We start from the raw sequence: 23,650 nt of genomic DNA on the forward strand, positions 1-23,650 counted from the left end.
GTGGGAGGTTCATGATATCGAAAAGCATTTGTTATTTGTGTTGAATCAAAAAACATTGAATTAGGTTGATAAATGGTTATTGGATGGATAAGGATCATTATGATCATCGAGCACAATACAGCTAGACTGCACATCAATTACTTCTACTATGGCTCTGCGTATAATAATCTTTGGTATCCTTCCACGTCTTAATCCACGTTTGGCATATTCGTTTATATGCTACATTGATTTCTTCCTGGATAGATTGTAAATCCCAATCATTGAGTTCCAGGCATTCAATTGCGTAAGTGAAATGATTCTTAATATCTAAAGCATAACAATTGAAAAAAGATAGCGCTTACAATAAAGTAATAGATAGTTTCGAATAGAGAGATATAATGGGGGGGAATAAGTATGAAAGAAAAAGTAGTTTTGATAACTGGCGGTGCAGGTGGTATTGGGAAAGAAACGGCTCAGTTATTTTTGGACAATGGCGCTAAAGTCGTTTTAGTAGATATTAACGAAGAAGCCTTAACAAGTACAAAATCTTCATTGAAAGGCGATAGCAATGATATATTAGTAATACAAGCCAATGTAACAGATGAAGAAGATGTGAAAAACTATGTAAAACAAACGGTTGAGGCGTATGGGAAAATTGACGTATTCTTCAATAATGCAGGAATCAATGGACCCTTTACGCCAATCAAAGACTTAGAAAAAGACAAATTTGAGATGATTTTAAATATAAATGTAACGGGTGTATTTCTAGGGCTAAAGCATGTCATCCGTCAAATGGAAACGCAAGGTTATGGTAGCATCATCAACGCTGCATCTAACGCGGCTTACATAGGATCGGCTGGTATGGCCGGATATATAGCCTCGAAGCACGCAGTGGCCGGTTTAACGAAAACGGCGGCACTAGAAGCGGCTGCAAGCGGAATCCGTGTGAATGCCGTTGCGCCAGCAGCAATAGATACCCAAATGTTGGCCGACATTCAGAACAACATTACACCTGGTGATCCGGAAACTTCAGGTGAAGCCATCAGACAAGGAATTCCTGTCGGGCGATTTGGCGCTCCGAAAGAAGTCGCACAAGTTGTCTTGTTCCTAGCTTCCGATAACGCATCATTTGTGACAGGGTCACTGTATAATGTGGATGGTGGTATGCAGGCAAATTGATGATTCAAAGTACTTATGCCACATACAAACGGGACAATAGGCAACTATTGCATAAAGGAAAAGGAGAAAGTCGACTAGATAACAAATTGTCGGCTTCTTTTTAATTTTTTTGTCTAAAAGGCTTGGAACTTTATTTTTCAAGTCATCCATTTCTTCTTTCAAAATTTTAAGCAACAGTTCAGTAAATACAATACAATTCTATAATAATACGAAGTAAATCAATACCTATGCGATTTTTAGCACTTTTTTTATAAATTCTTGATTATGTGAAATTCCTCTTTCATGTTAAACTAAATTACCTTTAATTAAATAAGAAAACTAAACGGAGGATAACTTTGATTAAAAAAATTGATATTACTAATTATAAACTTGCTAAAGAAGTATTAAACATTCAAATACCTTCATACAAGGTAGAAGCTAAAATAATTGACTTTTATGAAATACCGCCATTAAAAGACACAGTGAACATGTTGCAGCAATGTGGAGAGACTTTCTATGGCAGTTATTTAAATGAAGAGTTATGCGGGGTTATTTCTATAAAAGTAAAAAAAGGTGTAATTGATATACATCGGTTAATGGTGCACCCAAACCATTTTAGAAAAGGAATTGCCAAGATGTTATTGGAATTCATTGAAAGCAATATGGAAGGTTTTGAAATGATTATAGTATCAACTGGATCCGAAAATGCACCAGCAGTAACCTTCTATTTGAAGAATGGATTTTCAAAGTCAGAAGAAACAAAAGTAACAGAACGCCTATCTCTAACCTCTTTTAAAAAGAAAACTTAATTTTTAGGTACCTGTGAAACTTATCTGGTAATTCACTAAAATTATATAAAAACAGAATGAAAATCAGACAAAATGGCGTATGTCTGATCTTTTTACGTATACATTCAGGTATGTGAATTATTTACCGTTGTGTCACACAGGTACCGCTATTTAGCGCTTATTTTTTAAACAACTAACACACGACAATAATTTTGTAGGGTGTGGTTTGGGCTGGTATACTTCTGGTGGACGCACCATAGACAACAATTAGATCTCGGTTTGCGACACTTCCGATAAAGGCTTGCCCATTTTCCAATAATATTAACGAATTTGGAGAAATATTTAATTTTAAACTGCCATCACTACTCACGAATTGGCTGTTAAAATAGTCTACTTTCACATTTTGATATGGATTATCCTTTGCTATAACAAGTGCTCGATATTGTGGAGGATAGATAAGGGGCACTGGTGCGTTTGCGTCATAATATCCAGTTATTCGGTCACCTACTCCAACCATGACATGATCTACAAAATATGTTGTGGGTGACACTACGAAATTCACTTCATTTCCGTATCCATTATCTACAGAAAATAATTTATAACAACCAGCACTTTCAGCATTTTGCCCAATCGGAAAATCACTAATCATTGTTACGATCCCATTAAAAGATTGAAAGTTGATCATTCTTTTACCCCCATTGCAATTTGAACTCGAATCTATATAGACTATGCATTCAAAGAAAAAAAGTGCAAGTGTAAAAAAACTATCAAAATGAACATTCAACTAATAATTGATTATTCGTATACGACGATTGGTGAAAGCTTCTGATACAATTTAGATTTACATAGAACCTGAATTTTTTTCCGATGGCTTTACATTTACTGCTGGATCATTTCAAATCGGTCTAGAAGCTCATTGAGTTTCTCTCTATGTTCCCAGAACATTAGGTGTCCATATGGTAGATCATCACTAAAATGAAAAAAATTAAACCAATGTTTTCGAGGAAGGGTGAGCTTATTGAGCAAAGGGAAAAAAGCGACAATTACTATTCTCGTATTTATGGTCTTGTTCTTTGTTAATATAAATACAGAATTATTTCGTAGCATTATCTCCGGAAATATACAGTCCATCACTTCTATATTAGGTGAAAATATAGCTTTTACTTTGTTCATCACCTTGATGATTATGTTGGTTCATAATGCGTTTCCTGTAATTCCACTTTTTCTCGTCATTTTGATAAATAATACTCTTTTTGGTTTTCAATTAGGTATTGTGTGGAGCCTATTAACTAGTATTTTCTGTGCGATCATTGTATTTCTAAGTATTCGATATGTCCTCCAAGATTTTGTGTTGAAAAAAGTTAATTCGGCCATTATTAGTAAGGTAGAACGGAGGGGACTATGGTATGTATTTGGGGCAAGGATATTTCCTTTTGCTCCTACAAGTATCATTAACGCCGTTTCAGGTGTTAGTAATATTCGACTTTCACGTTTTACGATCGCAACAGCATTAGGAAATATCATTATATTCTTTGTTTACACTCTTATTCAGGCGGGACTGTTGTCACAAGGTTTTAATGAATATGTTACTGGGATCATCATACTTTTAGGATTTATTATATATTACTTTTTTAAAAAAGTTTTCTTTACGAAAAAGAACTAAATTTTAGGCACCTGTGCGAGGCACTATTCAGTAAATACACCACAATTCTATAATAATAAAAAGTAAATCAATAGCTATGCGGTTTTTCTTTACTTTTTGTATAATTACTTGAATGTGTGAATTGTTCGTCTTTGTGTCTGACGCAGTGGTCGACTCCCTTATAATGGACATAAACGGGTATAGTATTATACCTGTTGTCACTTTAAGAGGTAATTTGCGCTTATTTCAAGTGTTATTTTGCACATATAACTTTTAAAAAACTGACTAACTTCACATGAGCATATTAGCTGGGTTTCTTCATTGCAGTTTCAATCAGGTTATTGGACGTAGAATAGTGAACAGGGTTTTGTAACGTTTGAAGAATCGCCTTTAGCTCTTATTCTAAATCGGGCCAAACTATTAAACGACAATTTAAAGCTTAGTGGATAAATATCATTTAAGTTTATTTTGTTGACAAAGATTTGATAGAACTATATCCTTATTTCCATAGACATCGAAATAAGATTGGAAAGGGTGGTCGAACGTGAGCGACGAAATGCTGGTAAAAATTTATAAAGCACTTGGTGAGCCTACTCGTTTACAAATTGTAAAAACATTGTCTTCTGAAAGACATATGGCTTGTATGGATATGTCTGATGAACTGGGAATTAATTCCAACTCTACCTTATCACATCATTTAAAAATATTGATTGATGCCGGGTTGGTCTCTGTTAGAAAAGAAGGCACTTATCGTTACTATAGTCTTCATCGTGATATACTAGAAAAATACGCACCAACCTTAATTTAAGGGGAATTTTTTTAGTCTATATTTTTTAGCAGTTTAAGTTTATCTGGTATTTCGACGTTTATAGAAATAGAAATGCTAAACCATATTCTTTATTTAAAGGCGAAGTTATCTTCTCTGTTTTCATATTTGTAGAACTATCGAAATAGATTTGCTACCTAGGTATTTTCCAATCTATATTTCGATGTTTATAAAAATAAGGATGAACTTACTTAGAACGCAAGATTTTTTGAACTATACGTAAATCAAGATTAAGAAACGAGGATTAAAATTATGGGTGACATTGTTATTATTTCAGGAAGTCCCTCTGAAAATTCAAAGACCAAGAACGTTCTTAACTATTTGGGGACATTGCTTGAGCAGGAAGGACTTCCAATAAGACACATTTCAGTTAAGAATGTATCAAGTGATGTTCTATTTGAAGGAAAATATGATAGTCCTGAGATTCAACATATCTCTGCACTACTTCAGGATGCGAAAGGTGTGATTATTGGATCACCGGTATATAAAGGTGCATATTCAGGTGTATTAAAAGCGTTGATTGACTTACTACCACAAGATGTATTAAAACATACACCAGTGCTTCCATTAATGACTGGTGGGAGTCCATCACATCAACTAGCACTAGATTATGCATTAAAGCCAGTCTTAGCATCATTAAAAGCTCACAATCTAAAAGGACTATATTTTCAAGATACACAAATTGATAAACAGAGCGAAATTCCAATTATCGATGAAGATATTTTACATCGTACAAAAAGGCAACTTCATTACTTTATTGAGCTAGTAAACAATTCGTCTTTTCAACAAACTTACTAGCTGAAATCATTTATTAGTAATACGTATCAATTCTAAGTTATTTATACAGCAAAAATTATGAAGGGGGCTGTTAAAATCGCGAGGGAAGTTATATCAAGATAATAAATCTCATAATGGATGTGAAAATAGATGAAAAATACTAAAGATATACGAGTTGTAGTAGGAATGAGTGGAGGTGTCGACTCGTCAGTTGCTGCATTGTTACTTAAAGAACAAGGTTACGATGTTGTTGGTGTCTTCATGAAAAACTGGGATGATACAGATGAGTTTGGTGTATGTACAGCGACGGAAGATTTTGAAGATGTTGTCCGTGTGTCGAACCAGCTTGATATTCCCTATTATTCGGTTAACTTTGAAAAACAGTATTGGGATAAAGTGTTTACGTACTTTTTAGATGAGTATAAAGCTGGCAGAACGCCAAATCCAGACGTTATGTGTAATAAAGAAATTAAATTTAAAGCATTTCTCGATTATGCACAATCCCTTGGCGCAGATTATTTAGCTACAGGGCATTATGCTCAAGTGAAAGAAGTCGATGGACGTGTTGAAATGCTCCGTGGTGCAGATGATGATAAAGATCAATCGTATTTTCTAAACCAGCTAACAGAGGATGTACTCTCGAAAGTTATGTTTCCTCTAGGCCATATGCAAAAGTCGGAAGTTAGAGAAATAGCAAAAGAACACGGTTTGGCAACTGCAACGAAAAAGGATTCAACAGGTATTTGCTTTATTGGTGAACGGAATTTCAAGGAATTCTTAAGTGAATATTTACCTGCACAGCCAGGGGAAATGAGAACACTAGACGGTGTAATAAAAGGGCGTCATGATGGTCTGATGTATCATACGATTGGTCAGCGTCAAGGGCTTGGTATTGGCGGATCGGGTGAACCATGGTTTGTTGTCGGTAAAAATATAGAAGAGAATGTGCTGTATGTCGAACAAGGGTTTCATAATGAAAATCTTTACTCAGATGGATTAATTGCCACAGACGTTAACTGGATTAATCAAGATCAAGTAAAAGAAACATTTGATTGTACAGCTAAATTCCGTTATCGCCAAGAAGATTGTAAAGTATCAGTGACCATTTTAAAAAACGGCAAGGTAGATGTCAGGTTTGATCAGCCAACTCGAGCTGTTACACCAGGACAGGCGGTTGTATTTTATGATGAAGATGTATGCCTGGGTGGGGGAACAATCGATCAAGTTATTAAAAATGGTACTCAATTACTATCTGTAGGATAAACCAGATTCTAAGATTATCTAATTTGTTAAAAGGGTTTGACCGAAAGAATAACAGTTTATAGTACATTGTTTTATAAAACAGTTAAATTAAGGAGATTTATTTTATGGCAAATGTATCAGTACAAGATAATTTAAAATTGTCTATTTTAGACTTCGCATATGTTTATCATGGTAGTACGCCTACTGAGGTCCTTGAAAATTCTACAGAAGTGGTTAAACTAGCTGATAAACTCGGCTATACAAGATATTGGTTTACAGAACATCATAATTCGGAACACATAGTTAGTACATCACCGGATTTATTAGCTTTACATGCTGCTGGAAATACTCGAAATATACGCGTTGGTTCAGGAGGAATTTTACTACCAAATTACAGTTCTCTTAAAGTTGCGGAAAACTTCACATTATTAGAGGCTTTACATCCAGGACGAGTGGATCTCGGACTAGGGAGATCGTCTGGTACAGATGGAATGACTACATTGGCATTACATCGCACTAGGGAAATTATGATGAAGGATAATTTTCCAGATCAATTAGATGAACTTCTTGCATTTTTTTCTCGAGATTTCCCTAAAGGACATCCTTACTCGTCGATTAAATTAGCAGGGGATTCGTCTTTAACGCCAGATATCTTTATGTTAGGCTCTAGTTTTGGAGCAGTAGAGTTTGCAATAAAAAAAGGACTTGGTTATGTTTTTGCGGCGCATTTATCGCCAGAATTAGCCATTCCAGTTCTTCGTTCATATCGTGAAAAATTCGAGCCGTCTAAATACTTGAAAGAACCAAAAAGCATTTTATCGATTCCCGTTATTACAGCAGAAACAGAAGAGGAAGCAAAATATTTAGCAGGCCCAATGGAGTTACTATGGGCAAGAATGGTTACAGGTTCTAGCAACCGTACTGTTGTATCGCCTGAAGAAGCAGCAAATCATAAATATACCAATACAGAAATAGCTGCATATAACAACAATAAAAAACGATTTATCATTGGTAGCATAAAGACAGTCGCACAAAAATTAAGAGAACTGGCAAAAGAGACATTAGTTGATGAAATTATGATTGTTGATTTTTATGGGGAACAAGAAGGTCGTTTAAAAGCCTATAATTTGCTTGCAGAGGAATTTTTAAATATAAAAACAAAATAGATAATCGTAATAATTTGAGAAAGTATAGAAAGAAGGTTAATCAATGAGAAAAAAATTAAAAATGGGTGCTATTATTGAAGGTGTTGGGTATAACTATATGGGGTGGCGACACCCAGACATGCCTGCTGATGCGAGTGAAAATATCGATTACTATGTAAAACAAGCAAAAATTGCAGAAAAGGCAAAATTCGATTATTTGTTTTTAATCGATGTCAGCCATGTTGGACCAGGGAATATACCGCATTACTTGAGCATGTTTGAAGGGGTCAGCATCATGTCAGCGCTCAGTATGGTTACTAAGAATATCGGCCTTTCAGCAACAATTGCTTCGTCGTATGGAGATCCATTTACTGCTGCAAGACAGATATTATCCCTCGACAAAATCAGCAAAGGTCGGGCATCCCTAAATGTGATTACGTCAAATCCGGGAGGAATGGTTAATTATAGTAGGGGGCATCTAACAAAAGCAGATCAGTACCCGATGCAAAAAGAATTTATGGAGATTGTCTTAGGTTTATGGGATTCATATGAAGATGATGCTTTTATACGTGATAAAGCAAATGGAATCTATTTTAATCCACAAAAAATGCATCCTTTAAACTATAGAGGGAAGTATTTCTCGGTAGATGGTCCATTGAATCTTAGTCGTTCGATCCAAGGCAGACCGGTACTCTTCACGGCAGGTTCGTCTTCTAATTTTATGGATAATGCTGCGAAGTATACGGATGGGGCCTTTATCCTTGGTCAATCACTTGATTATTCAAAAGGAATTGCGACAGAAGTTAAAAAACGAGTAGCATTAGAAGGACGATCTCCTGAGGACTTTATTGTTGCGGTTCCACAGCAAGTGCTTGTTGGTAGAACTGAAAAAGAAGCCGAAGAAAAATTCCGAGAAATGGAAAGTTTAATCCCTCAGTATAGAATTCAAAAACCTTTATTTTTCGGTTCGGCCGAGAAAGTAGCCGATCAAGTTCAGGAATGGTATGAAGCAGGTGCCATGGATATGTTGTTGGTTCAACAAGAGCATCCAACAGCTTTAGAAGATTTCGTTGATTTAGTAGTTCCAATTTTACAGGATAGAGGCATTTTCCGTACAGAATATGAATCAAATACGTTACGAGGAAATTTAGAATTGCCTCTCCCAGAACATCGATATGTAAAGATGAAGTAATGAAAATAGAAGTTCAAAAAGTCATTTTTGCAACTGTTTCACATTTAAAATATTCAGCCATCGGACGCTTTTTCATATTAACGATAAAAGCCCGATTTCTCAATTTAATGTTGAGAAATTGGGCTTTTTTATATTTACTTATAGTGCAAAATAGCACTTAAAATAAGTGCAAAATAACTCCTAAAGTGACACCTGTTAATTTTAATAATTCATGAATAGGGGATGATACCATGGGTTACAGACCACGTAGGAAACGGAATGTTTATACATCACCTGAATATAAAATAAAAGCAGTGGAGCGTGTCTTGAAAGAACGTATACCCACAAAACAAATGGCAGAAGAAATGGATGTCAGTCAAACAAGTATCCAACAGTGGGTTAAGCAATATAAAGATTTTGGACCCACTTTTTTTCTTGACAAAGATACAGAAAAAAAGATCCATGACTTTGGTGGATGCAGATGAATTGAAGCATTTATAAGCCATCGAAATTGCTTTCGAAGAACAACGGATTCAGGTGGAAATCCTAAAAAAGTTCCAAACCTTTCTCAAACAGAAGGAACATCTGTTTACTATGAAGCCATTACAAGTTTGAGAAAGGAATATACAGTACGACCGTTGGCAAGATAGAGAAATGATTCAATGTCTTTATGATGAAGTAGGTGGAACATATGGTGCGAAGCGAATCGCAGGCACGCTAAAGGAGAAAAATGGCTATGTGATTAACCATAAACGTGTCGTGCGCTTAATGCGTGAGATGAACCTATCAGCAAGAGTGAGGCGGAAAAAATCATCAATAGAGAAGTAACATATCGCCGCTGGCTATATTTATCCGAACTTGTTAAATCGTGATTTTAATGCATTTTTCCCGAATCACAAATGGGTAATGGATGTGATAGAAATCACATTTGAAGATAAAAAATTCTATGTGTCCGCTTTAATGGATCTTTTTAATTGGGAGCCAATTGGCTTTCAAGTTGGGTTCGATTCTAATACAGCAATGATGGAAGCTACGATTCGCCAGGCAATGGTGGCACGTCAACTAACAGACTTAAGTCAAGTGATCATCCATACGAATCAAGGCAATGTTTATCGTTCATACCGCTATCGTGAGCTATCCGGGCAATTGGGGTTCATTCCGAGTATGTCACGTAAAGCAAACTGTCATGATAACGCTATGATTGAATGCTTTTTCTCTTACTTAGAAGTCGAATATCCATTTCTCTTACATATGATTTATGTCGAGCAGCTGATGGCAGATTTACCAAAATACGCATCATTTTACGCGAAAAAACGTAGCCAGAAAAGACTTGGTTATTTATCACCGTCATCTTTTTTAGCTAAGTATCGTAAGAGTGCTTAGTGGCACGATTTAGCCATTTGTTTCATGTCCATTTTTACGGGGCTTGACCAAAGGTACCTCTTTTAATGAAAAAGACGATGTTATTGATGGTGTTGGACTTCCTATCCCCTCGATTATTATACCTAACGAAACTGCTTACGTTGTTGATTCTGTACCGACAGATGACATCGCAGATCCTGCCAAAGTAAAGGGCACAAAGGTGAAATTGAAGTGAGCGAAACAGACGAAGTATTATTGATGTTGGAAACCAATCATGTACAATTTGAATTGAAATATGAAAAAGATAATATCCCATATGAAGTAACAGGAATAATTACGAATCCTCACGCAAAAAAAAATCAAAAATGCTGAAGTCACTTCATTTTAGCTAGTCCTGCGCTTCAAAATCCATAATCATCTACGCAAAATCACGTTCATTAAAAGAAAAAAGTACATCACTTGGGATAGTGATGTACTTAGAGACATACTCGATAAACCAATTTATTTAGGAGGTTTTTATATACATGAATCATTTTAGTAGAATCTATTTTCTGAGTGGATAATAAATTGCTAATTTTCTTTCACAATAGATAGTCCACTCTGTGAGCGTTTACCCTAAACTGTGAATCTACGGAAGAGTGCCAAGATAAAGCTAATTTAAATTATTTTGAGCTCAGTGAAATTCAACTATAAACAAGCAGCTCAAGCTCATCGCCATCTACGGTAAGCAAAGAATGTTTTTAAACAATATAAGAAAGATATTTGTTACCTTTCAAATTTTTATAAACTTCTTTTGCTTCTTTTTCCGTATCAAATTCAAACATTTTAATTCTAACTTCTGTGTATAGAGTAATAATCCACATATATACTGCCTCCCAATTATTTAAGCAAGACGATAAGCAAGCTCAAAATTTTTCTTTTAATAATTTACAATAAGTTAAGTTCTTATCTCACGGACATACCCGACTCTTACAAAAGAGAGGATTTACAACATCAATAAAAAGGCTAAAATTGGAATTAATAGACCTTTTATTTTAATCAGATAGATTGGTTTTCCAGTTAGGAAAAGGGTAACTTTTTTCTACTCTTCATAAAGCAAGCAATTGAAAACAATTTTTTCTTGTACTTCATTCACCAATGCATTTTCATCCTGATGTGTCCATAAATGCCTCATAATCGCACAAGCTTCAAGGATTCCATCATGTTTGTAAACCTCTGTCATCGTTATAGTACTTAGTCAATCACCCCCTTCAAATACAAATGTTGCACTTATTGTGCAAACCTTGCTGGATTGTATAATGACAAAGACGAATTATTAGCTTTACTTAAAAAATTGATTGATACGAATTTGGAAACAAATGATTCCGAGGAATTCTACACATTTTATCCTGTGTTATCAAATGATATTTATGGAAAAGTGACAAAAGTTAAGGCCAAACCTTATGAGGATCCTCGTTAATAAGACAGAAAAATATACTGGGATTATCTGGAAAAGTAAGATTCCCCTGGGTACGTTGGAATCGTATTCTGGCATTCTTAGGAAAGAATGCCAACTAATCCCGCCGTTAAAGTTTTTTAATAGTAATCCGCCATATCGATTGGTCATTTAAAAAAATGAACCCCTAATTTGAAGAAATCTGGAATAAGAGGTTTGTGAAAATAGAAAAAATAGTGAAGGAATTATTGTTTTAAAAAAGGTTCATTATTCACACTATCAAGCAAGCATAGAGGTAAATTCATAACTTTTATTCGTATATACATAACCTTCTAAGATAACTCTTGCTGTTCGAACAACCTTGATGGCATTGATATGTCCTGCAATTAAATCCACTTTTGTTTCCATTATCCCGGCAGGGTGGGCCAATCGGAGTACTTCTTGCTGAACCGTTATAACATCTGATAGGATTGTATCCTTTAAAAATGCACCTGCAGTTGTACAAATGGCTCCTGTAATCGCAAGCGCTTGATGTGGTTTTTGCATGGACATCATCCGTATTGTACAGTCCATATCCACAGCTTTTCTTTCCACACCAGTTACATCTGTATAGTTCATTGGTGGAGCGATAATTGTCATTTTCGGCACGGCAGGAGATTGTAGAGTAGCCTCTTCTCTAGTGGCGAACTGACACATTTCAGCAGCAATAGATCTGATTTTTTCAAGTTCTGCTAATTTTTCCGGAGTAAATTCATGAGGTAATTCTGAACCAGTAAGACCGATGTCCTGTGCTTTTACAAAGACAAGTGGGTTCGCGACGTCGATAATAGAGACATCTAAAGGACCATTTGGTGTTTGAATCCTATCGGTCGGATTTCCAGTAGGAAATAGTTTTCCGGTTACTGCACCTTCGGATTTAGTAAAGGATAGGTAAATGGGAGAGCCAGTTCCCGGAACTCCTGGAATTGAACACATACCATCTGTTTTAACCCCCCCATTTTCAACCTCCACCTCGGCGATAATCACTTTTCGAGTATTGGTATTAAATATTCTTACTTTTGTTATAGGTTCTACCGCCGCCACTAATCCTTGCTCGATGGCGTAAGGCCCTACTGCAGATGAGATATTTCCACAATTTCCTTTAAAGTCTACTAACTGATTTTCAATGCTTATTTGTGCAAATGTGTATTCTACATCTATATCATCCAAATCTGATTTTTTTATAATCGCTGCTTTGCTCGTTAATGAATTTGCTCCACCGATACCATCAATTTGTCTTCGATCCGGACTGCCCATAATATCCAATAAAAAGTCATTCCATGACAAACGATCTGTCGGCATATCCTCAAAATTGAGAAACACGCCTTTACTTGTTCCGCCGCGCATAACTACAACAGGGACCTTCATTGTGATAACCACCTTTTCTAGATAATAGTGTATCGGTGCTTCTAAATTTATAGTAAGTTAATCATGTTGATAAGTAAAATAGATAATTCATGGCTTGAAACCAAAAAAAAACTTATAGTCAAGTTAAGGGGAGTAAATATAATGGATGAAAAAGATTGGAATGCTATGCGGATTGTTTATGAAGAAAAAAATATTAGTCGTGCTGCAGAGCGAAAAAATTATAAACTTTTTAAATGAAAACCCGAGCATTCGAATAGATATAACGAAAAGAACGAGGGAAATATGGTTTTATCTTGTTCTTTTTATTTTATCTACGATGCTTATAAGTATTTTTTATCTGCAAGCAAAAAAAATGTATATTTTACTTATTTCATAGTTTGTAATATTCTGAGGATAATAAATATTAAAACCGCTCAAGCAAATTTAAATGGATGAAAAACGGTTTGATTGTCTTTCTTTCACATCTATTTGAAAGCGGTTTCAAAACAGGAGGAATTATTATTCTTACATTTTTGGGAATATCAATGGTTGTAGTTTTCACTTATTTAATCATGTCTAAAAGGTTATCCCCAGTTGCAGCTCTAGTTATAGTACCGATTGTTTTTGCAGTAATCGGCGGATTTGGATTAGAACTTGGGGATATGATGATGGATGGATTAAAGGTTGTTGCACCATCAGCTGCTTTACTACTTTTCGCAATTCTGTTTTTCGGAATTCTAATCGATGCTGGACTTTTCGATCCACTGATCAACAAAATGATGCAAATCGTTAAAGGAGATCCGGTCAAAATTGCAATTGGGACTGCAGTGATTGCAATGACTGTAGCCTTAGATGGCGATGGAACGACAACACATATGATCACAATTTCCGCGATGTTGGCGCTTTATCTTAGAATAGGCATGAATCCACTGATACTTGCTACAATATCGTTGCTATCTGTCAGTATTATGAGTGGAATGACTCCTTGGGGAGGTCCTGCTACTAGAGCAATTGCCTCTCTAGGTCTTGATGCAAATGAATTCTTTCTTCCGCTTCTGCCAACAATGTTCGCAGGCATGGTAAGTATTCTTTTTATAGCCTTTGTTCTTGGACGAAAAGAGCGTGTAAGACTTGGTATTATTGATCTCAGGGAAATACCACAAGGTGAGTTAGCGTTAAGTGGTATAGCTGCTACGCTTGCATTGGAAAACGATTTAAAGCGTCCTAAATTAAGATGGGTAAACCTAATCTTAACAGTCACGGTAATGGTGGTTTTAGTTATGGGCATCATGCCTGTTCCAGTTTTATTTTTAATCGGTTTTGTGATTGCCTCGATGATAAACTATCCGAATTTGGAACTGCAAAAAGAGCGTATTGTATCACACGCTGGAAATGCCTTAATAGTTGTTACATTAGTGTTTGCTGCTGGAATCTTCGCAGGTATTTTTTCAGGAACACAAATGGTGGACGCAATTGCAGGTTCGTTGGTTTCCATCATTCCAGATTCCTTAGGCTCTTTCTACCCGCTAGTCGTTGCATTGACGAGCATGCCATTTACATTCGTTTTGTCTAATGATGCTTATTACTTTGGCGTATTGCCTATCCTGGCTGAAGCAGGAGCCGCATACGGAGTGGGTCCAATGGAAATCGCAAGGGCTTCAGTATTAGGACAGCCTGTGCATTTCTTGAGTCCGCTTGTTGCATCTACTCTATTACTTGTCGGTATGGTTAAAAAAGACATAGGTGAACTTCAGGGTTATGCAATAAAATGGGCTATATTTTGTTCGCTAGTCATTACTGCTGTTGCATTTATAACGAATGTGATTTAAATCGTGAATAGAGAAGGGGCTTATCAAATCTAATTAAGAATTTGATAAGCCCCAATCTTTTATTTCAGTTTATTAATCATCCACGGGTGAACACTCTACAACTTCTATTCTAGTGATAACCATTGCAATCAACTTGGCGAGTTTCATGACAGTTGATACCCGGGTATCATTTAAAAATTCGGATTTTGGAAATGGATCGATATAATTGACCATTCCCTTGAAATGGTAATCTCCTACTTCCGGCAACATCTTCTCAAGGGCTTTACCTGGAGTAAGAAGTCCCTCTTCAAAAACGATATAACCCACTTGATCTTTTGTACCAAGACAAGAATCAATAAAGAAAACAAGAGGTTTTCTAAATTATTTATGGATAGCCTTCAAAATCCCTTTCAAATTAAAGGCATGAAGCGGTTCATCTAATGTTCCGAAAATGCGGTAGGGAACTTGACTTTCCTCCAACATACTTCCTACTAAAGGGCCCAACGAATCTCCAACTTATCGATCAGACCCAATATATATAAAGATGATATCCTTATTCTCGCATTTTGAATTTAGAATAATTTCTTTTAGTCTAAGTGCTAATAGGTCAATTTCTTCTTCAGCGTTTATTTAATCAGAGTTCAAATAAAATGAACTGGGTTTACGAAATCTTTATTGTTTAACTTCATAGAAGTAGTTCATTCCGATTCCCCTCATTGTTAATTCCTGACAACATGCAGCACCAACCTAAAAAAAGGAGGTAGAATCATGCAAACGGCGATTATTCGTAATACTTGAACTGCTACGACAAATGTAGAGTCACCGCCAAGGACAATTGACGTTGTTGTCATTTCCGCGATACCGCCAAGAGCAAATGCTAGTGCGGTGGCGATCAAAGGTAATTCAGTTAGTGTTGAAACAAAGTACGTGCATAGGAACATAGAAAAGATGAGGAAAGCTGTGCTTATAAATGATATGAACAATGTTTTCTTAAGCCCTTGAAACATACTTTTATGAATTCGGGAGCCGATACTTGCACCGATGATGATATAACGATAAATTCGGAAGGCCACCAGAATACAAGATTGTATCCATAACGATAGAACTGAAAAATCGCATAATCGCAACACTTACCATACTTCCGATAACCAAGGAGCAGGAAATTTTAAAAATTTTCCTGAATAATAGTCTAACCATGCTGTAATCACTAACAGAGCTGTCCAAATAATTTGTTTCGCTTCAAATCATGCAGCAACTGTAGAAACGGTATGATCATTTACCGTATCAATAGGATTACTTATTCCAAAAGAAAGTATAACTGGAACCGTCAGGATGACTAAAAATATACGCACTGTCTGAACCATGCTGACAATACCAGTGTTGGCACCAACTTCTTCTGCAATACTAGGCATAGAGGACAATCCACCCGGTGCTGTTGCAAAAAAACTAGTTAGCATATCCAATTTGCTAAACATCCACAAAACGAGACCCGAAAATAAAGAAAAAAAGATTGACAGAAGAAGCATTGTGCTAATTGTTTACCAGTTGTCTTGAAAAATGGATAAAACGGAGCCGTTCATTTTCCGTGAAGGTGCTTATATCAGCACCTGATTTGTATTCTATATATTAACTAACTTTAAGGAATAAATAAAATATTGATTCTTCATGTTTATACATAAATTGAATTGATATCTGGAAGGGTAGGTTTATCGTTTGGACGAACGGGATTGGATGGTGTTACAAACCCTATATATAGAAAAAAACATTGCAAAATCAGCACAGCATCTATATATTTCTCAGCCAGCACTAACAAATCGTCTGCAACAGTTAGAAAAGGAGTTTGGCGTTAAAATTGTAAATAGAGGAAGGCGTGGAATTCAATTTACTCCACAAGGAGAGTACCTAGCAAAGTGTGCGCATGAAATGTTATTAGCTATTCAAAAAATCAAAGAAAATGTCTCGAATATGGAGCATGACGTATCGGGTGTACTACGATTAGGAGTTTCCAGCCATTTTACCGATTACAAGCTTCCTAATCTATTGAAGCAATTCAAAGAACAGTATCCCAATATTGAATTTAAGGTAACGACTGACTTTAGCGGTCATATTTCCCATTTGATTTATAATCAAGATGTTCATGTTGGCATTGTCACGGGAGATTACAGCTAGAAAGATCAAAAACGTTTATTATTCGAAGAGTCCTTATGTATTGCTTCAAAAGGAAAAATAGATATTCATAACCTCCCTTTCTTACCAAGAATTGATTATCATAAAGGTTCTTTACTGAAAACTTCAATTGATAATTGGTGGTATGGAAATTTTAATCAACCGCCATTGGTTAGTATCGAAGTGAATAGAGCAGAAATATGTAAAAAGATGGTTGTTAACGGATTAGGCTATGCTATTTTACCGAGCTTGATTTTGAATGATGTAGATGATATACAAAAAATGGTCATTCAAACTAAAGACGGTAAGCCGATTATACGAAAAACCTGGATGTTTTTTCACCAGGAATCATAGAAATTAAAAATCGTAAAAGCATTTGTTGGTTTTATTGAACAATTGAACTTGGAGAATGACATATAGAACTGCTCAGGTTCAATGCATGAAACAAATACCAGGATGCCGAAGAACTTTACTACAAAGGTGTTTAAATAGAAACACACGGCGACCTTAGGGCGTCGTGTGTCTTTGTTAGGTCAGTCATTCAATTGTTACAATTGTTCGCTCTTTCATTAACTCAATAAAAACGTTGACGAACGAAAGCTCTAAAGAATTATCATGATAAATAAGCCAAGTTTTTCTGGAATAATCCTTATTGTCCTTAGATGGTAGTTCGAATGTATGCAAATTAGCAAAACCTTTGATACATATTCCTGGCATCAGAGCGTAACCGAGACCGTGAAGAACCATTTCCCTGCAAGTCTCCATTCGATCGACTTCCATTGTTACATTAGGAGGAGCATCAAAATTTTCCTGCCACCAATTATCCAACACTATTTTAAGTGAAGGATCCGTTTCGTAATTGATTCGAGACAATTTAGGTAGCTCATTTAAATTGACTTTATCTTTTGATACTATATAAATCTTCTCATTATCTATCAAATATTTCTTATCTTTCCATTCATAATTTCCTCTTATAATCCCTACGTGTGCTTCTTCTTTTTGCATCATTTGGTTTATCTTGGAACTCCATCCGGTTCTAAGGACAATTTCAATATCCGGATACATTTCTCGGAAATCGCTTAATATTGCTGGAAGCTCATAACGTGCAAAAACACTGGATACACATAGTCTTAATGTACCGCTGATTTTCTTTTCCATATTTTCAATATGTTCTTTTGTTTTTCTTAAATCCTTCAGCATCCTGTTTGCATACTGAACAAGGTACTCTCCTTCGGCTGTGAACATGACGCCCTTTTTACCTCGCAATAGCAATTTTACTTTGAAATTCTTTTCCAATTCCCTTATTCGATAGGACAACGCAGGCTGGGAAGTATATAATCGCTCCGATGCTTTTGTAATATTGCGTTCTTCATAGATCGTTTGAAGGATAATCCAATCTTTTTCATCCATTTTTAAACCCACCTTTTTCATCAGATTCTTTTTTAATATAAGCAAATAATAAATGATGATGTAGTAAACCATAAATTTTTTCTATTGCAATTGATTAAAAAACAATATTTTATTTATTGATAATAAACGAATACACTAAGAATGTAAACATAATCAATCTAATCATGAAGGGATGGTCAATATGTCTGAAAATAAAGTGAGTTACGATGTAGTAGTGGTTGGATCGGGTAATGCTGCTTTAAGTGCTGCAATATCCTCTAGAGAGAATGGGGCCGAAGTGTTAGTGTTAGAAAAGGGACCAAAAAACAAAAGAGGTGGAAATTCCTTCTTTACAGATGGGGCAATTCGCTTTGCATTTGGGGATTTAGAGGGAATTCATAAAATTATTCCTGACTTAACTGATGAAGAAATAAAAAATATAGAAATGCCTGTTTATAAGAATGAGGATTTTTATAACGACCTTATGAAAGTGACTAAAAATAAAAGTAATCCAGTTCTAGCAAATCACCTTGTTTCTAAATCGTATGAAACAATTCAGTGGATGAAAGATCAAGGTGTTGAATTTGAATTGAACGAAAACCAATTCTTTAGTAAAGATGGTAGAAAAACGTTCTGGGGTGGACTTCCAGTTAAAACAAATCTAAAAGGTATTGGCTTGATGGAATCTCTCTTTAAAAAGGCGGAGGAAACTGGAATTGAAATAAGATATGAAACGCCCGCAGTTAAGATCGAGAAAGAGAATAATAGTATAAAAGGAATTTATGTTCGAAACAATGATAGCAGTGTTGAATTCATTGAAACAAAATCAATTATTTTAGCCTGTGGTGGTTTTGAGGCGAATAAGGAAAAAAGAATAAAACATTTAGGTCAAGAATGGGAAAATGCGATTGTACGTGGAACGGAATTTAATACGGGTGATGGGCTAACGATGGCAGTAGAAGTTGGGGCACAGCAAGTTGGTCAGTATGATGGTTGTCATGCCCATACAACGGATTATAATGCTCCGCGAGTAGGCGATTTTTCAAAACCGGGTGACATTTATAAAAAATCTTCTTACCCTCTTGGATTAATTGTAAATAAAGAAGGAAATCGATTTGTAGATGAAGGTGCAGATTTTAGAAATTATACGTATGCGAAATATGGTAAGGAAACGCTTAAACAAACTGATCAAAAGGCTTTCCAACTATTTGATAATCAAGTTCGATCTATGCTGCGTAAAGAATATGAATTAGAAGAAGCTACAGTCATTGTAGCAGATACAATTGAAGAATTAGCTGTAAAGATGGGTGTAGGTAAGGAAGCATTTCTACAAACGATTGCAGAATACAATCATGCAGTTCAGGATGGGGAATATAATCCTAGTATCAAGGATGGAAAATCGACTATAGGAATAGAGCCGCCGAAAACGAATTGGGCATTGAGATTTGATCAGGCACCATTCTATGCATATCCTATAACTTGTGGAATCACATTCACATTTGGAGGAATCCAAGTAACTGACAAATGTGAAGTATTGGACAGCGAAAAAGAACCGATTTTAGGGTTGTATGCAGCAGGTGAAATGGTAGGAGATCTATTCTATCATAACTATCCAGGTGGATCTGGCCTTATGTCAGGGTCTGTATTTGGGAAAACAGCAGGACATTCTGCTGCAAAATATTCATTGAAGAAACAACCATCCGCTATATCTTAAACTATGTAACAGAAGAGGAATGTACCTCTTCTGTTATTTTTATGGAAATAAAGTCATGTTTACATTCGACTGTCATTGAATAATATAATACACCATAAATAATGATGGGATAGACATTTAGGGGAATCGCTATTATACATTTTTATGCCGAGGCGAAGTTGATTCATCACTGAGAAATGATAGAAAAAAATCACGGGAATTATACTATAGGTAGGAACTGAAGAAAAATGGGAATCCCAGCGAAAAAAACAAATCACATTATTGACCTAACTTACCATATTGATTATGGTTGTTGTCTGAATCAGTACATTAATTGTAACAGTCCTTTTCTTGACGATATCGTTCTTTGAGAGATTCATGACCGTATCCACTCGCGTATTATTCAAAGAATTCGCGGGAAAGTGGGGACCTAAATAATTCACAACCCCTTTCAAATGGTAGGTACCCACTTCCAGCAATGGATTTTTCAGCGCATTTCCGGGAATAAGCGCGCCTACTTTTAATAGAATCGACCCGATTTGACGGTACTCCCTCAAACACGTCAATGCCGATTATAATCGGTTCAGTGAATTGGCTATGAATCTATTCTAGAACAATTTCCAGATTTAATACGTGGACTGGTTCTGCAATTGTTCCGAATACATGGTGGGGAAATTAATTTTAGATGCCTGTGAGCGGAACTATTTAGTAAATACAATACAATTCTATATATTATTTTTAATAATTCATGAATAGGGGATGATACCATGGCTTACAGACCACGTAGGAAACGGAATGCTTATACATCACCTGAATATAAAATAAAAGCAGTGGAGCGTGTCTTGAAAGAACGTATACCCACAAAACAAATGGAAATTGCGTATGTCTGATCTTTCTTTTACATATTCAGGTTTGTGAATTGTTTACCTTCGTGACACACAGAAGTCGGGTTGATGCTACAATATACTTAGTTTTATAGAAACATAATTACTTAGATTAGAGGTATTAGCATATGAAAAAGGTAATCTTGTGGATTATAGGTATTGTGATAGCGATACTTTTTCTTTTATTTGTTTTAATATTAGCAATTGGCTTTTGGGTTTCCAAGGAAGCCAAAGATTACTCTGGGTATTCGAATGATGATTTGATTAAATATGTGGAGAAAAAGTATGATGTACCAATCGAAGTTGTAAGCAATAAGGGGCGTATACCCTCAAGTTTTGGGGGGCTAGAGTTTTCCGAAGCCCATGTTCGTACAATAGAAAAAGAACCATTCGATTTTGTTATTCACATTAATGTAGCCGGTCATATTTCTAAAGATAATTATCAAAAACAAAAGAATAGATTTGACTTGAATGAAACTCGGGAAAATTCAACAACTTTGAATGAATTAAAAGCATATGGGTTTCGAAATAGTTCATTTGGGGATTCTGAAGAAGATCCTGCATTTTATATGGATTTACCTGAGAATTTATCATTTCGGGATCCAGATGCGTTTCAATTAATTTACAAGGCTTTACCCGTGTTAGAAGAGCTTCAAAAAGAGGTTATAAAAGTTTCTTATGATATGCGAACCATTTCAGTTGGGGGGGTACTCTTGAACTTAAATGAGACTTATAAAAATCCTGACAATGTTAGGAATAAACTAGTTAAAAACAATATTGATACTTTTGCTTCCTATATATTTGAAAAAGATTTTGCATTGATTGAACCACTTCTGACTCTAATTGAAGAACAAGGCTTTCAGACGGACAGGGATATGAATTATGCTCTAAAATGTTATGAAATGACAAGGTATGATAGATGCGATGCTTATTCCTATATTTTATATCCATTTGAACAATCTAATAATGGGAACGAAAATAAGTTTCGATATGATAGTTTAGAGGACAGAGAAAGATTACTGATAATTATCCAAGAAATTCAGAAGGTCCAATTACCAATAAAAAAAGTAATCGTAGATCGTCTATATGTTCCTGAATTATCTAAAAACCAGCATATGACTGAAGAAGAGCTAATGAAACAAGATCCAATGAGTCATTTTGTTAGCAGGAAAGTTGAAATTCAAACGACTAAAAAGTTTCAAACAGTAGATGACTTGAATTTTGTCTATTAAAAAATAAATCAAAGAGACTTAGATGAACAACTTAAAAGCGTCAGGTTTTTTAGATTACGAAAAGGTGATGTTATTTTGATTACAGTAATACTGCTTTTTTTGTTTGCGGGTCTCGCTGAAATTGGTGGAGGCTATCTCATTTGGCAGTGGTTAAGGGAGGGGAAGCCGGCATATTTGGGACTTGTCGGTGGACTTGTCTTGGCTATGTACGGTGTGATTGCTACTTTCCAACACTTCCCGACATTTGGCAGGGTGTATGCGGCTTATGGCGGTGTATTCATTGTGCTATCTATACTTTGGGGATGGGGTATCGATAAAAAGATGCCGGATACATATGATTGGATTGGGGCTGTGATTTGCATAATTGGTGTTTCTGTTATGTTATGGCCTCGCGGTTAGTGCCAACAGTTGTGTAGTTCATTTCCGACGGCAAAGATAAGGTTCGAGCTATTCGAAATCGATAATCATTGAATATGTCGAATATTCTTCTTTGGTGTATAGTGGAATAAGCTAGAATCTATTGCTAGGAGCATAGTTCAAGCATAATCCGAAATATAGAGTTGTTACTGTTCAACTATTGAAGGGAAGATACACAATTGGGTAAGCTCTTTACAAAATCGACAGGTGCACTTCTATTTTTAGTCTTCGTTTGGGGTGCTAGTTGGCCAATCTATAAATTAGCAATACCTTATACACCTCCATTATTGTTTGCGGGTATGCGTGCAGTGTTAGGAGGCTTTATATTAGCAGCCTTCATCTATAAAATGCGAAGCAAGATCAACTGGCGTGAAAATTGGTCGAAATATTGTATTTCGGCATTCTTCAATACGATTCTCTTTTATGGGTTTCAGACAGTCGGGCTCGTCTATATGCCGGGAGGCCTCTTATCAGTCCTTGTCTTTTTTCAGCCAGTTCTACTTGGATTATTTGCTTGGATTTGGCTGGGAGAACATATGTCACCGGTTAAAATAGTCGGTTTAGTCATTGGGTTTCTTGGGATTGTAGTCGTCAGTGTCAATGGATTAACCGTACAACTTTCAATTATAGGTGTTGCTTTAGGATTGCTTACGGCAATTAGCTGGGCACTGGGTGTGGTTTATGTGAAGAAAGTGAGCAACGAAGTAGACGCTTTCTGGATGGTGGCTTTGCAGTGTATTATTGGAGGGTTTATTCTAATAGGTACCGGATCAATCGTTGAAAGCTGGTCTGCTATTGAATGGAATGGTAAGTACCTTTTTGGCCTCGGATACGGTGCGACTTTCGGCATACCCCTGTCATATGTCATTTATTATAAGCTGATTAATGAGGGAGAGGCGAGCAAAGTTGGTACTTTCACATTTCTGGTACCCATTATTGCAGTCTTCATCGGAACGGTGTTTCTAGATGAGCCGGTAACGTACCCACTAATCGCAGGCCTGTTGCTAGTAGGGTTAAGTATTTACTTCGTGAACTATAGTGGGAAAAAAGCGGGTGCTCCATTATTCAATGAAGCGAAGGTAAAACTTAAAATGGAAGAGTAAAGGCATATTGTTAGCTACATCTTTTGAATTTGTCGGAAAAGAGAGAT

The 23,650-nt window shown here is 35.9% G+C and carries 26 protein-coding genes and 2 pseudogenes; 20 read left to right on the forward strand and 8 right to left on the reverse strand.

Features of this window, described 5'->3' with window-relative positions; translation table 11 throughout:
• Positions 1–393 precede the first annotated feature (393 nt).
• The gene (locus AC1TO6_RS17305; protein ID WP_482102872.1) at positions 394–1,158 is read left to right on the forward strand and encodes an SDR family NAD(P)-dependent oxidoreductase; all 765 of its coding nucleotides are present in this window, start codon (positions 394–396) and stop codon (positions 1,156–1,158) included.
• 335 nt (positions 1,159–1,493) lie between these two features.
• Positions 1,494–1,946, forward strand: coding sequence for a GNAT family N-acetyltransferase (locus AC1TO6_RS17310; RefSeq protein WP_482102873.1), 453 nt, complete (start codon positions 1,494–1,496; stop codon positions 1,944–1,946).
• Positions 1,947–2,118: 172 nt separating this feature from the next.
• On the opposite strand, the gene AC1TO6_RS17315 is transcribed toward AC1TO6_RS17310, so the two are convergent.
• Positions 2,119–2,610, reverse strand: a complete 492-nt coding sequence (locus tag AC1TO6_RS17315; RefSeq protein ID WP_482102874.1) for a hypothetical protein — start codon at positions 2,608–2,610, stop codon at positions 2,119–2,121.
• Between the two features lie 333 nt (positions 2,611–2,943).
• On the opposite strand from AC1TO6_RS17315, the gene AC1TO6_RS17320 reads away from it, so the two are divergent.
• The 11 genes from AC1TO6_RS17320 (at position 2,944) to AC1TO6_RS17370 (ending at position 10,462) form a co-directional block, all read left to right on the forward strand.
• Positions 2,944–3,588, forward strand: a complete 645-nt coding sequence (locus AC1TO6_RS17320) for a TVP38/TMEM64 family protein (protein ID WP_482102875.1) — start codon at positions 2,944–2,946, stop codon at positions 3,586–3,588.
• A gap of 523 nt (positions 3,589–4,111) precedes the next feature.
• Positions 4,112–4,375 (forward strand): ArsR/SmtB family transcription factor, encoded by a 264-nt coding sequence (locus tag AC1TO6_RS17325; protein WP_482102876.1) that lies wholly within the window; start codon positions 4,112–4,114, stop codon positions 4,373–4,375.
• A gap of 270 nt (positions 4,376–4,645) precedes the next feature.
• Positions 4,646–5,191 (forward strand): NADPH-dependent FMN reductase, encoded by a 546-nt coding sequence (gene ssuE, locus AC1TO6_RS17330; protein WP_482102877.1) that lies wholly within the window; start codon positions 4,646–4,648, stop codon positions 5,189–5,191.
• A gap of 129 nt (positions 5,192–5,320) precedes the next feature.
• Positions 5,321–6,433: a tRNA 2-thiouridine(34) synthase MnmA gene (gene mnmA, locus AC1TO6_RS17335; protein ID WP_482102878.1), complete on the forward strand. Its 1,113-nt coding sequence runs from the start codon at positions 5,321–5,323 to the stop codon at positions 6,431–6,433.
• 104 nt (positions 6,434–6,537) lie between these two features.
• Complete coding sequence (locus tag AC1TO6_RS17340; RefSeq protein WP_482102879.1) at positions 6,538–7,578, forward strand: LLM class flavin-dependent oxidoreductase; 1,041 nt, start codon at positions 6,538–6,540, stop codon at positions 7,576–7,578.
• A gap of 43 nt (positions 7,579–7,621) precedes the next feature.
• Complete coding sequence (locus tag AC1TO6_RS17345) at positions 7,622–8,749, forward strand: NtaA/DmoA family FMN-dependent monooxygenase (RefSeq protein ID WP_482102880.1); 1,128 nt, start codon at positions 7,622–7,624, stop codon at positions 8,747–8,749.
• Between the two features lie 230 nt (positions 8,750–8,979).
• Entirely contained in the window at positions 8,980–9,213 is a 234-nt protein-coding gene (locus AC1TO6_RS17350; RefSeq protein WP_482102881.1) for a transposase, read from the forward strand.
• Between the two features lie 169 nt (positions 9,214–9,382).
• Positions 9,383–9,556, forward strand: coding sequence for an IS3 family transposase (locus AC1TO6_RS17355; protein WP_482102882.1), 174 nt, complete (start codon positions 9,383–9,385; stop codon positions 9,554–9,556).
• A gap of 30 nt (positions 9,557–9,586) precedes the next feature.
• Positions 9,587–10,111, forward strand: coding sequence for a transposase (locus AC1TO6_RS17360; RefSeq protein WP_482102883.1), 525 nt, complete (start codon positions 9,587–9,589; stop codon positions 10,109–10,111).
• Positions 10,112–10,154: 43 nt separating this feature from the next.
• Positions 10,155–10,325 carry a hypothetical protein gene (locus AC1TO6_RS17365; RefSeq protein WP_482102884.1) on the forward strand — a complete coding sequence of 57 codons (171 nt, stop codon included), beginning with the start codon at positions 10,155–10,157 and terminating at the stop codon, positions 10,323–10,325.
• Positions 10,322–10,462: a hypothetical protein gene (locus AC1TO6_RS17370; RefSeq protein WP_482102885.1), complete on the forward strand. Its 141-nt coding sequence runs from the start codon at positions 10,322–10,324 to the stop codon at positions 10,460–10,462. The genes AC1TO6_RS17365 and AC1TO6_RS17370 overlap by 4 nt, the downstream gene beginning before the upstream one ends.
• A 368-nt stretch (positions 10,463–10,830) precedes the next feature.
• Here the strand turns inward: AC1TO6_RS17370 and AC1TO6_RS17375 are convergent, their stop codons facing one another.
• Together AC1TO6_RS17375 and AC1TO6_RS17380 are read right to left on the reverse strand one after the other, a co-directional pair.
• Entirely contained in the window at positions 10,831–10,953 is a 123-nt protein-coding gene (locus tag AC1TO6_RS17375) for a hypothetical protein (RefSeq protein ID WP_482102886.1), read from the reverse strand.
• Positions 10,954–11,804: 851 nt separating this feature from the next.
• Positions 11,805–12,932, reverse strand: a complete 1,128-nt coding sequence (locus AC1TO6_RS17380; protein ID WP_482102887.1) for a PrpF domain-containing protein — start codon at positions 12,930–12,932, stop codon at positions 11,805–11,807.
• Between the two features lie 500 nt (positions 12,933–13,432).
• On the opposite strand from AC1TO6_RS17380, the gene AC1TO6_RS17385 reads away from it, so the two are divergent.
• Positions 13,433–14,740 (forward strand): CitMHS family transporter, encoded by a 1,308-nt coding sequence (locus tag AC1TO6_RS17385; protein WP_482102965.1) that lies wholly within the window; start codon positions 13,433–13,435, stop codon positions 14,738–14,740.
• Between the two features lie 72 nt (positions 14,741–14,812).
• Here AC1TO6_RS17385 and yyaC read toward each other — a convergent pair.
• The 3 genes and pseudogenes from yyaC to AC1TO6_RS17400 form a co-directional block, all read right to left on the reverse strand.
• Positions 14,813–15,223: pseudogene (gene yyaC / locus AC1TO6_RS17390) on the reverse strand (spore protease YyaC).
• A gap of 215 nt (positions 15,224–15,438) precedes the next feature.
• Positions 15,439–15,849, reverse strand: a complete 411-nt coding sequence (locus AC1TO6_RS17395) for an AbrB family transcriptional regulator (protein WP_482102888.1) — start codon at positions 15,847–15,849, stop codon at positions 15,439–15,441.
• A 114-nt stretch (positions 15,850–15,963) separates the two neighbouring features.
• A complete protein-coding gene (locus tag AC1TO6_RS17400) occupies positions 15,964–16,245 on the reverse strand; it encodes an AbrB family transcriptional regulator (RefSeq protein ID WP_482102889.1) in 282 nt (93 codons plus the stop codon).
• Positions 16,246–16,432: 187 nt separating this feature from the next.
• Between AC1TO6_RS17400 and AC1TO6_RS17405 the strand changes: the two are divergent.
• A pseudogene (locus AC1TO6_RS17405) lies at positions 16,433–17,239 on the forward strand (LysR family transcriptional regulator).
• Positions 17,240–17,422: 183 nt separating this feature from the next.
• Here AC1TO6_RS17405 and AC1TO6_RS17410 read toward each other — a convergent pair.
• The gene (locus AC1TO6_RS17410) at positions 17,423–18,295 is read right to left on the reverse strand and encodes a LysR family transcriptional regulator (RefSeq protein ID WP_482102890.1); all 873 of its coding nucleotides are present in this window, start codon (positions 18,293–18,295) and stop codon (positions 17,423–17,425) included.
• A gap of 181 nt (positions 18,296–18,476) precedes the next feature.
• Between AC1TO6_RS17410 and tcuA the strand changes: the two genes are divergently transcribed.
• The gene (tcuA, locus tag AC1TO6_RS17415; protein WP_482102891.1) at positions 18,477–19,988 is read left to right on the forward strand and encodes an FAD-dependent tricarballylate dehydrogenase TcuA; all 1,512 of its coding nucleotides are present in this window, start codon (positions 18,477–18,479) and stop codon (positions 19,986–19,988) included.
• Positions 19,989–20,254: 266 nt separating this feature from the next.
• Here the strand turns inward: tcuA and AC1TO6_RS17420 are convergent, their stop codons facing one another.
• Positions 20,255–20,533 (reverse strand): DUF1256 domain-containing protein, encoded by a 279-nt coding sequence (locus AC1TO6_RS17420; RefSeq protein ID WP_482102892.1) that lies wholly within the window; start codon positions 20,531–20,533, stop codon positions 20,255–20,257.
• A 201-nt stretch (positions 20,534–20,734) separates the two neighbouring features.
• Between AC1TO6_RS17420 and AC1TO6_RS17425 the strand changes: the two genes are divergently transcribed.
• From AC1TO6_RS17425 to AC1TO6_RS17440, 4 genes are all read left to right on the forward strand, one after another.
• Positions 20,735–20,857: a hypothetical protein gene (locus tag AC1TO6_RS17425; RefSeq protein ID WP_482102893.1), complete on the forward strand. Its 123-nt coding sequence runs from the start codon at positions 20,735–20,737 to the stop codon at positions 20,855–20,857.
• Positions 20,858–20,979: 122 nt separating this feature from the next.
• Positions 20,980–22,083, forward strand: a complete 1,104-nt coding sequence (locus AC1TO6_RS17430) for a hypothetical protein (RefSeq protein ID WP_482102894.1) — start codon at positions 20,980–20,982, stop codon at positions 22,081–22,083.
• 75 nt (positions 22,084–22,158) lie between these two features.
• Positions 22,159–22,482, forward strand: coding sequence for a YnfA family protein (locus AC1TO6_RS17435; protein WP_482102895.1), 324 nt, complete (start codon positions 22,159–22,161; stop codon positions 22,480–22,482).
• A 197-nt stretch (positions 22,483–22,679) separates the two neighbouring features.
• Positions 22,680–23,603 carry a DMT family transporter gene (locus AC1TO6_RS17440; RefSeq protein ID WP_482102896.1) on the forward strand — a complete coding sequence of 308 codons (924 nt, stop codon included), beginning with the start codon at positions 22,680–22,682 and terminating at the stop codon, positions 23,601–23,603.
• Positions 23,604–23,650 lie beyond the last annotated feature (47 nt).

The organism is Sporosarcina sp. Y352, assembly GCF_056786535.1.

What these genes read in the sequence shown, in the direction of transcription:
- AC1TO6_RS17305 (WP_482102872.1), top strand. Translation starts at nt 394, where the DNA reads ATGAAAGAAAAAGTAGTTTTGATAACTGGCGGTGCAGGTGGTATTGGG.
- AC1TO6_RS17315 (WP_482102874.1), bottom strand. Translation starts at nt 2,610, where the DNA reads ATGATCAACTTTCAATCTTTTAATGGGATCGTAACAATGATTAGTGAT.
- ssuE (WP_482102877.1), top strand. Translation starts at nt 4,646, where the DNA reads ATGGGTGACATTGTTATTATTTCAGGAAGTCCCTCTGAAAATTCAAAG.
- mnmA (WP_482102878.1), top strand. Translation starts at nt 5,321, where the DNA reads ATGAAAAATACTAAAGATATACGAGTTGTAGTAGGAATGAGTGGAGGT.
- AC1TO6_RS17340 (WP_482102879.1), top strand. Translation starts at nt 6,538, where the DNA reads ATGGCAAATGTATCAGTACAAGATAATTTAAAATTGTCTATTTTAGAC.
- AC1TO6_RS17345 (WP_482102880.1), top strand. Translation starts at nt 7,622, where the DNA reads ATGAGAAAAAAATTAAAAATGGGTGCTATTATTGAAGGTGTTGGGTAT.
- AC1TO6_RS17350 (WP_482102881.1), top strand. Translation starts at nt 8,980, where the DNA reads ATGGGTTACAGACCACGTAGGAAACGGAATGTTTATACATCACCTGAA.
- AC1TO6_RS17355 (WP_482102882.1), top strand. Translation starts at nt 9,383, where the DNA reads ATGATTCAATGTCTTTATGATGAAGTAGGTGGAACATATGGTGCGAAG.
- AC1TO6_RS17375 (WP_482102886.1), bottom strand. Translation starts at nt 10,953, where the DNA reads ATGTGGATTATTACTCTATACACAGAAGTTAGAATTAAAATGTTTGAA.
- AC1TO6_RS17380 (WP_482102887.1), bottom strand. Translation starts at nt 12,932, where the DNA reads ATGAAGGTCCCTGTTGTAGTTATGCGCGGCGGAACAAGTAAAGGCGTG.
- AC1TO6_RS17400 (WP_482102889.1), bottom strand. Translation starts at nt 16,245, where the DNA reads ATGCTTCTTCTGTCAATCTTTTTTTCTTTATTTTCGGGTCTCGTTTTG.
- AC1TO6_RS17410 (WP_482102890.1), bottom strand. Translation starts at nt 18,295, where the DNA reads ATGGATGAAAAAGATTGGATTATCCTTCAAACGATCTATGAAGAACGC.
- tcuA (WP_482102891.1), top strand. Translation starts at nt 18,477, where the DNA reads ATGTCTGAAAATAAAGTGAGTTACGATGTAGTAGTGGTTGGATCGGGT.
- AC1TO6_RS17425 (WP_482102893.1), top strand. Translation starts at nt 20,735, where the DNA reads ATGGCTTACAGACCACGTAGGAAACGGAATGCTTATACATCACCTGAA.
- AC1TO6_RS17430 (WP_482102894.1), top strand. Translation starts at nt 20,980, where the DNA reads ATGAAAAAGGTAATCTTGTGGATTATAGGTATTGTGATAGCGATACTT.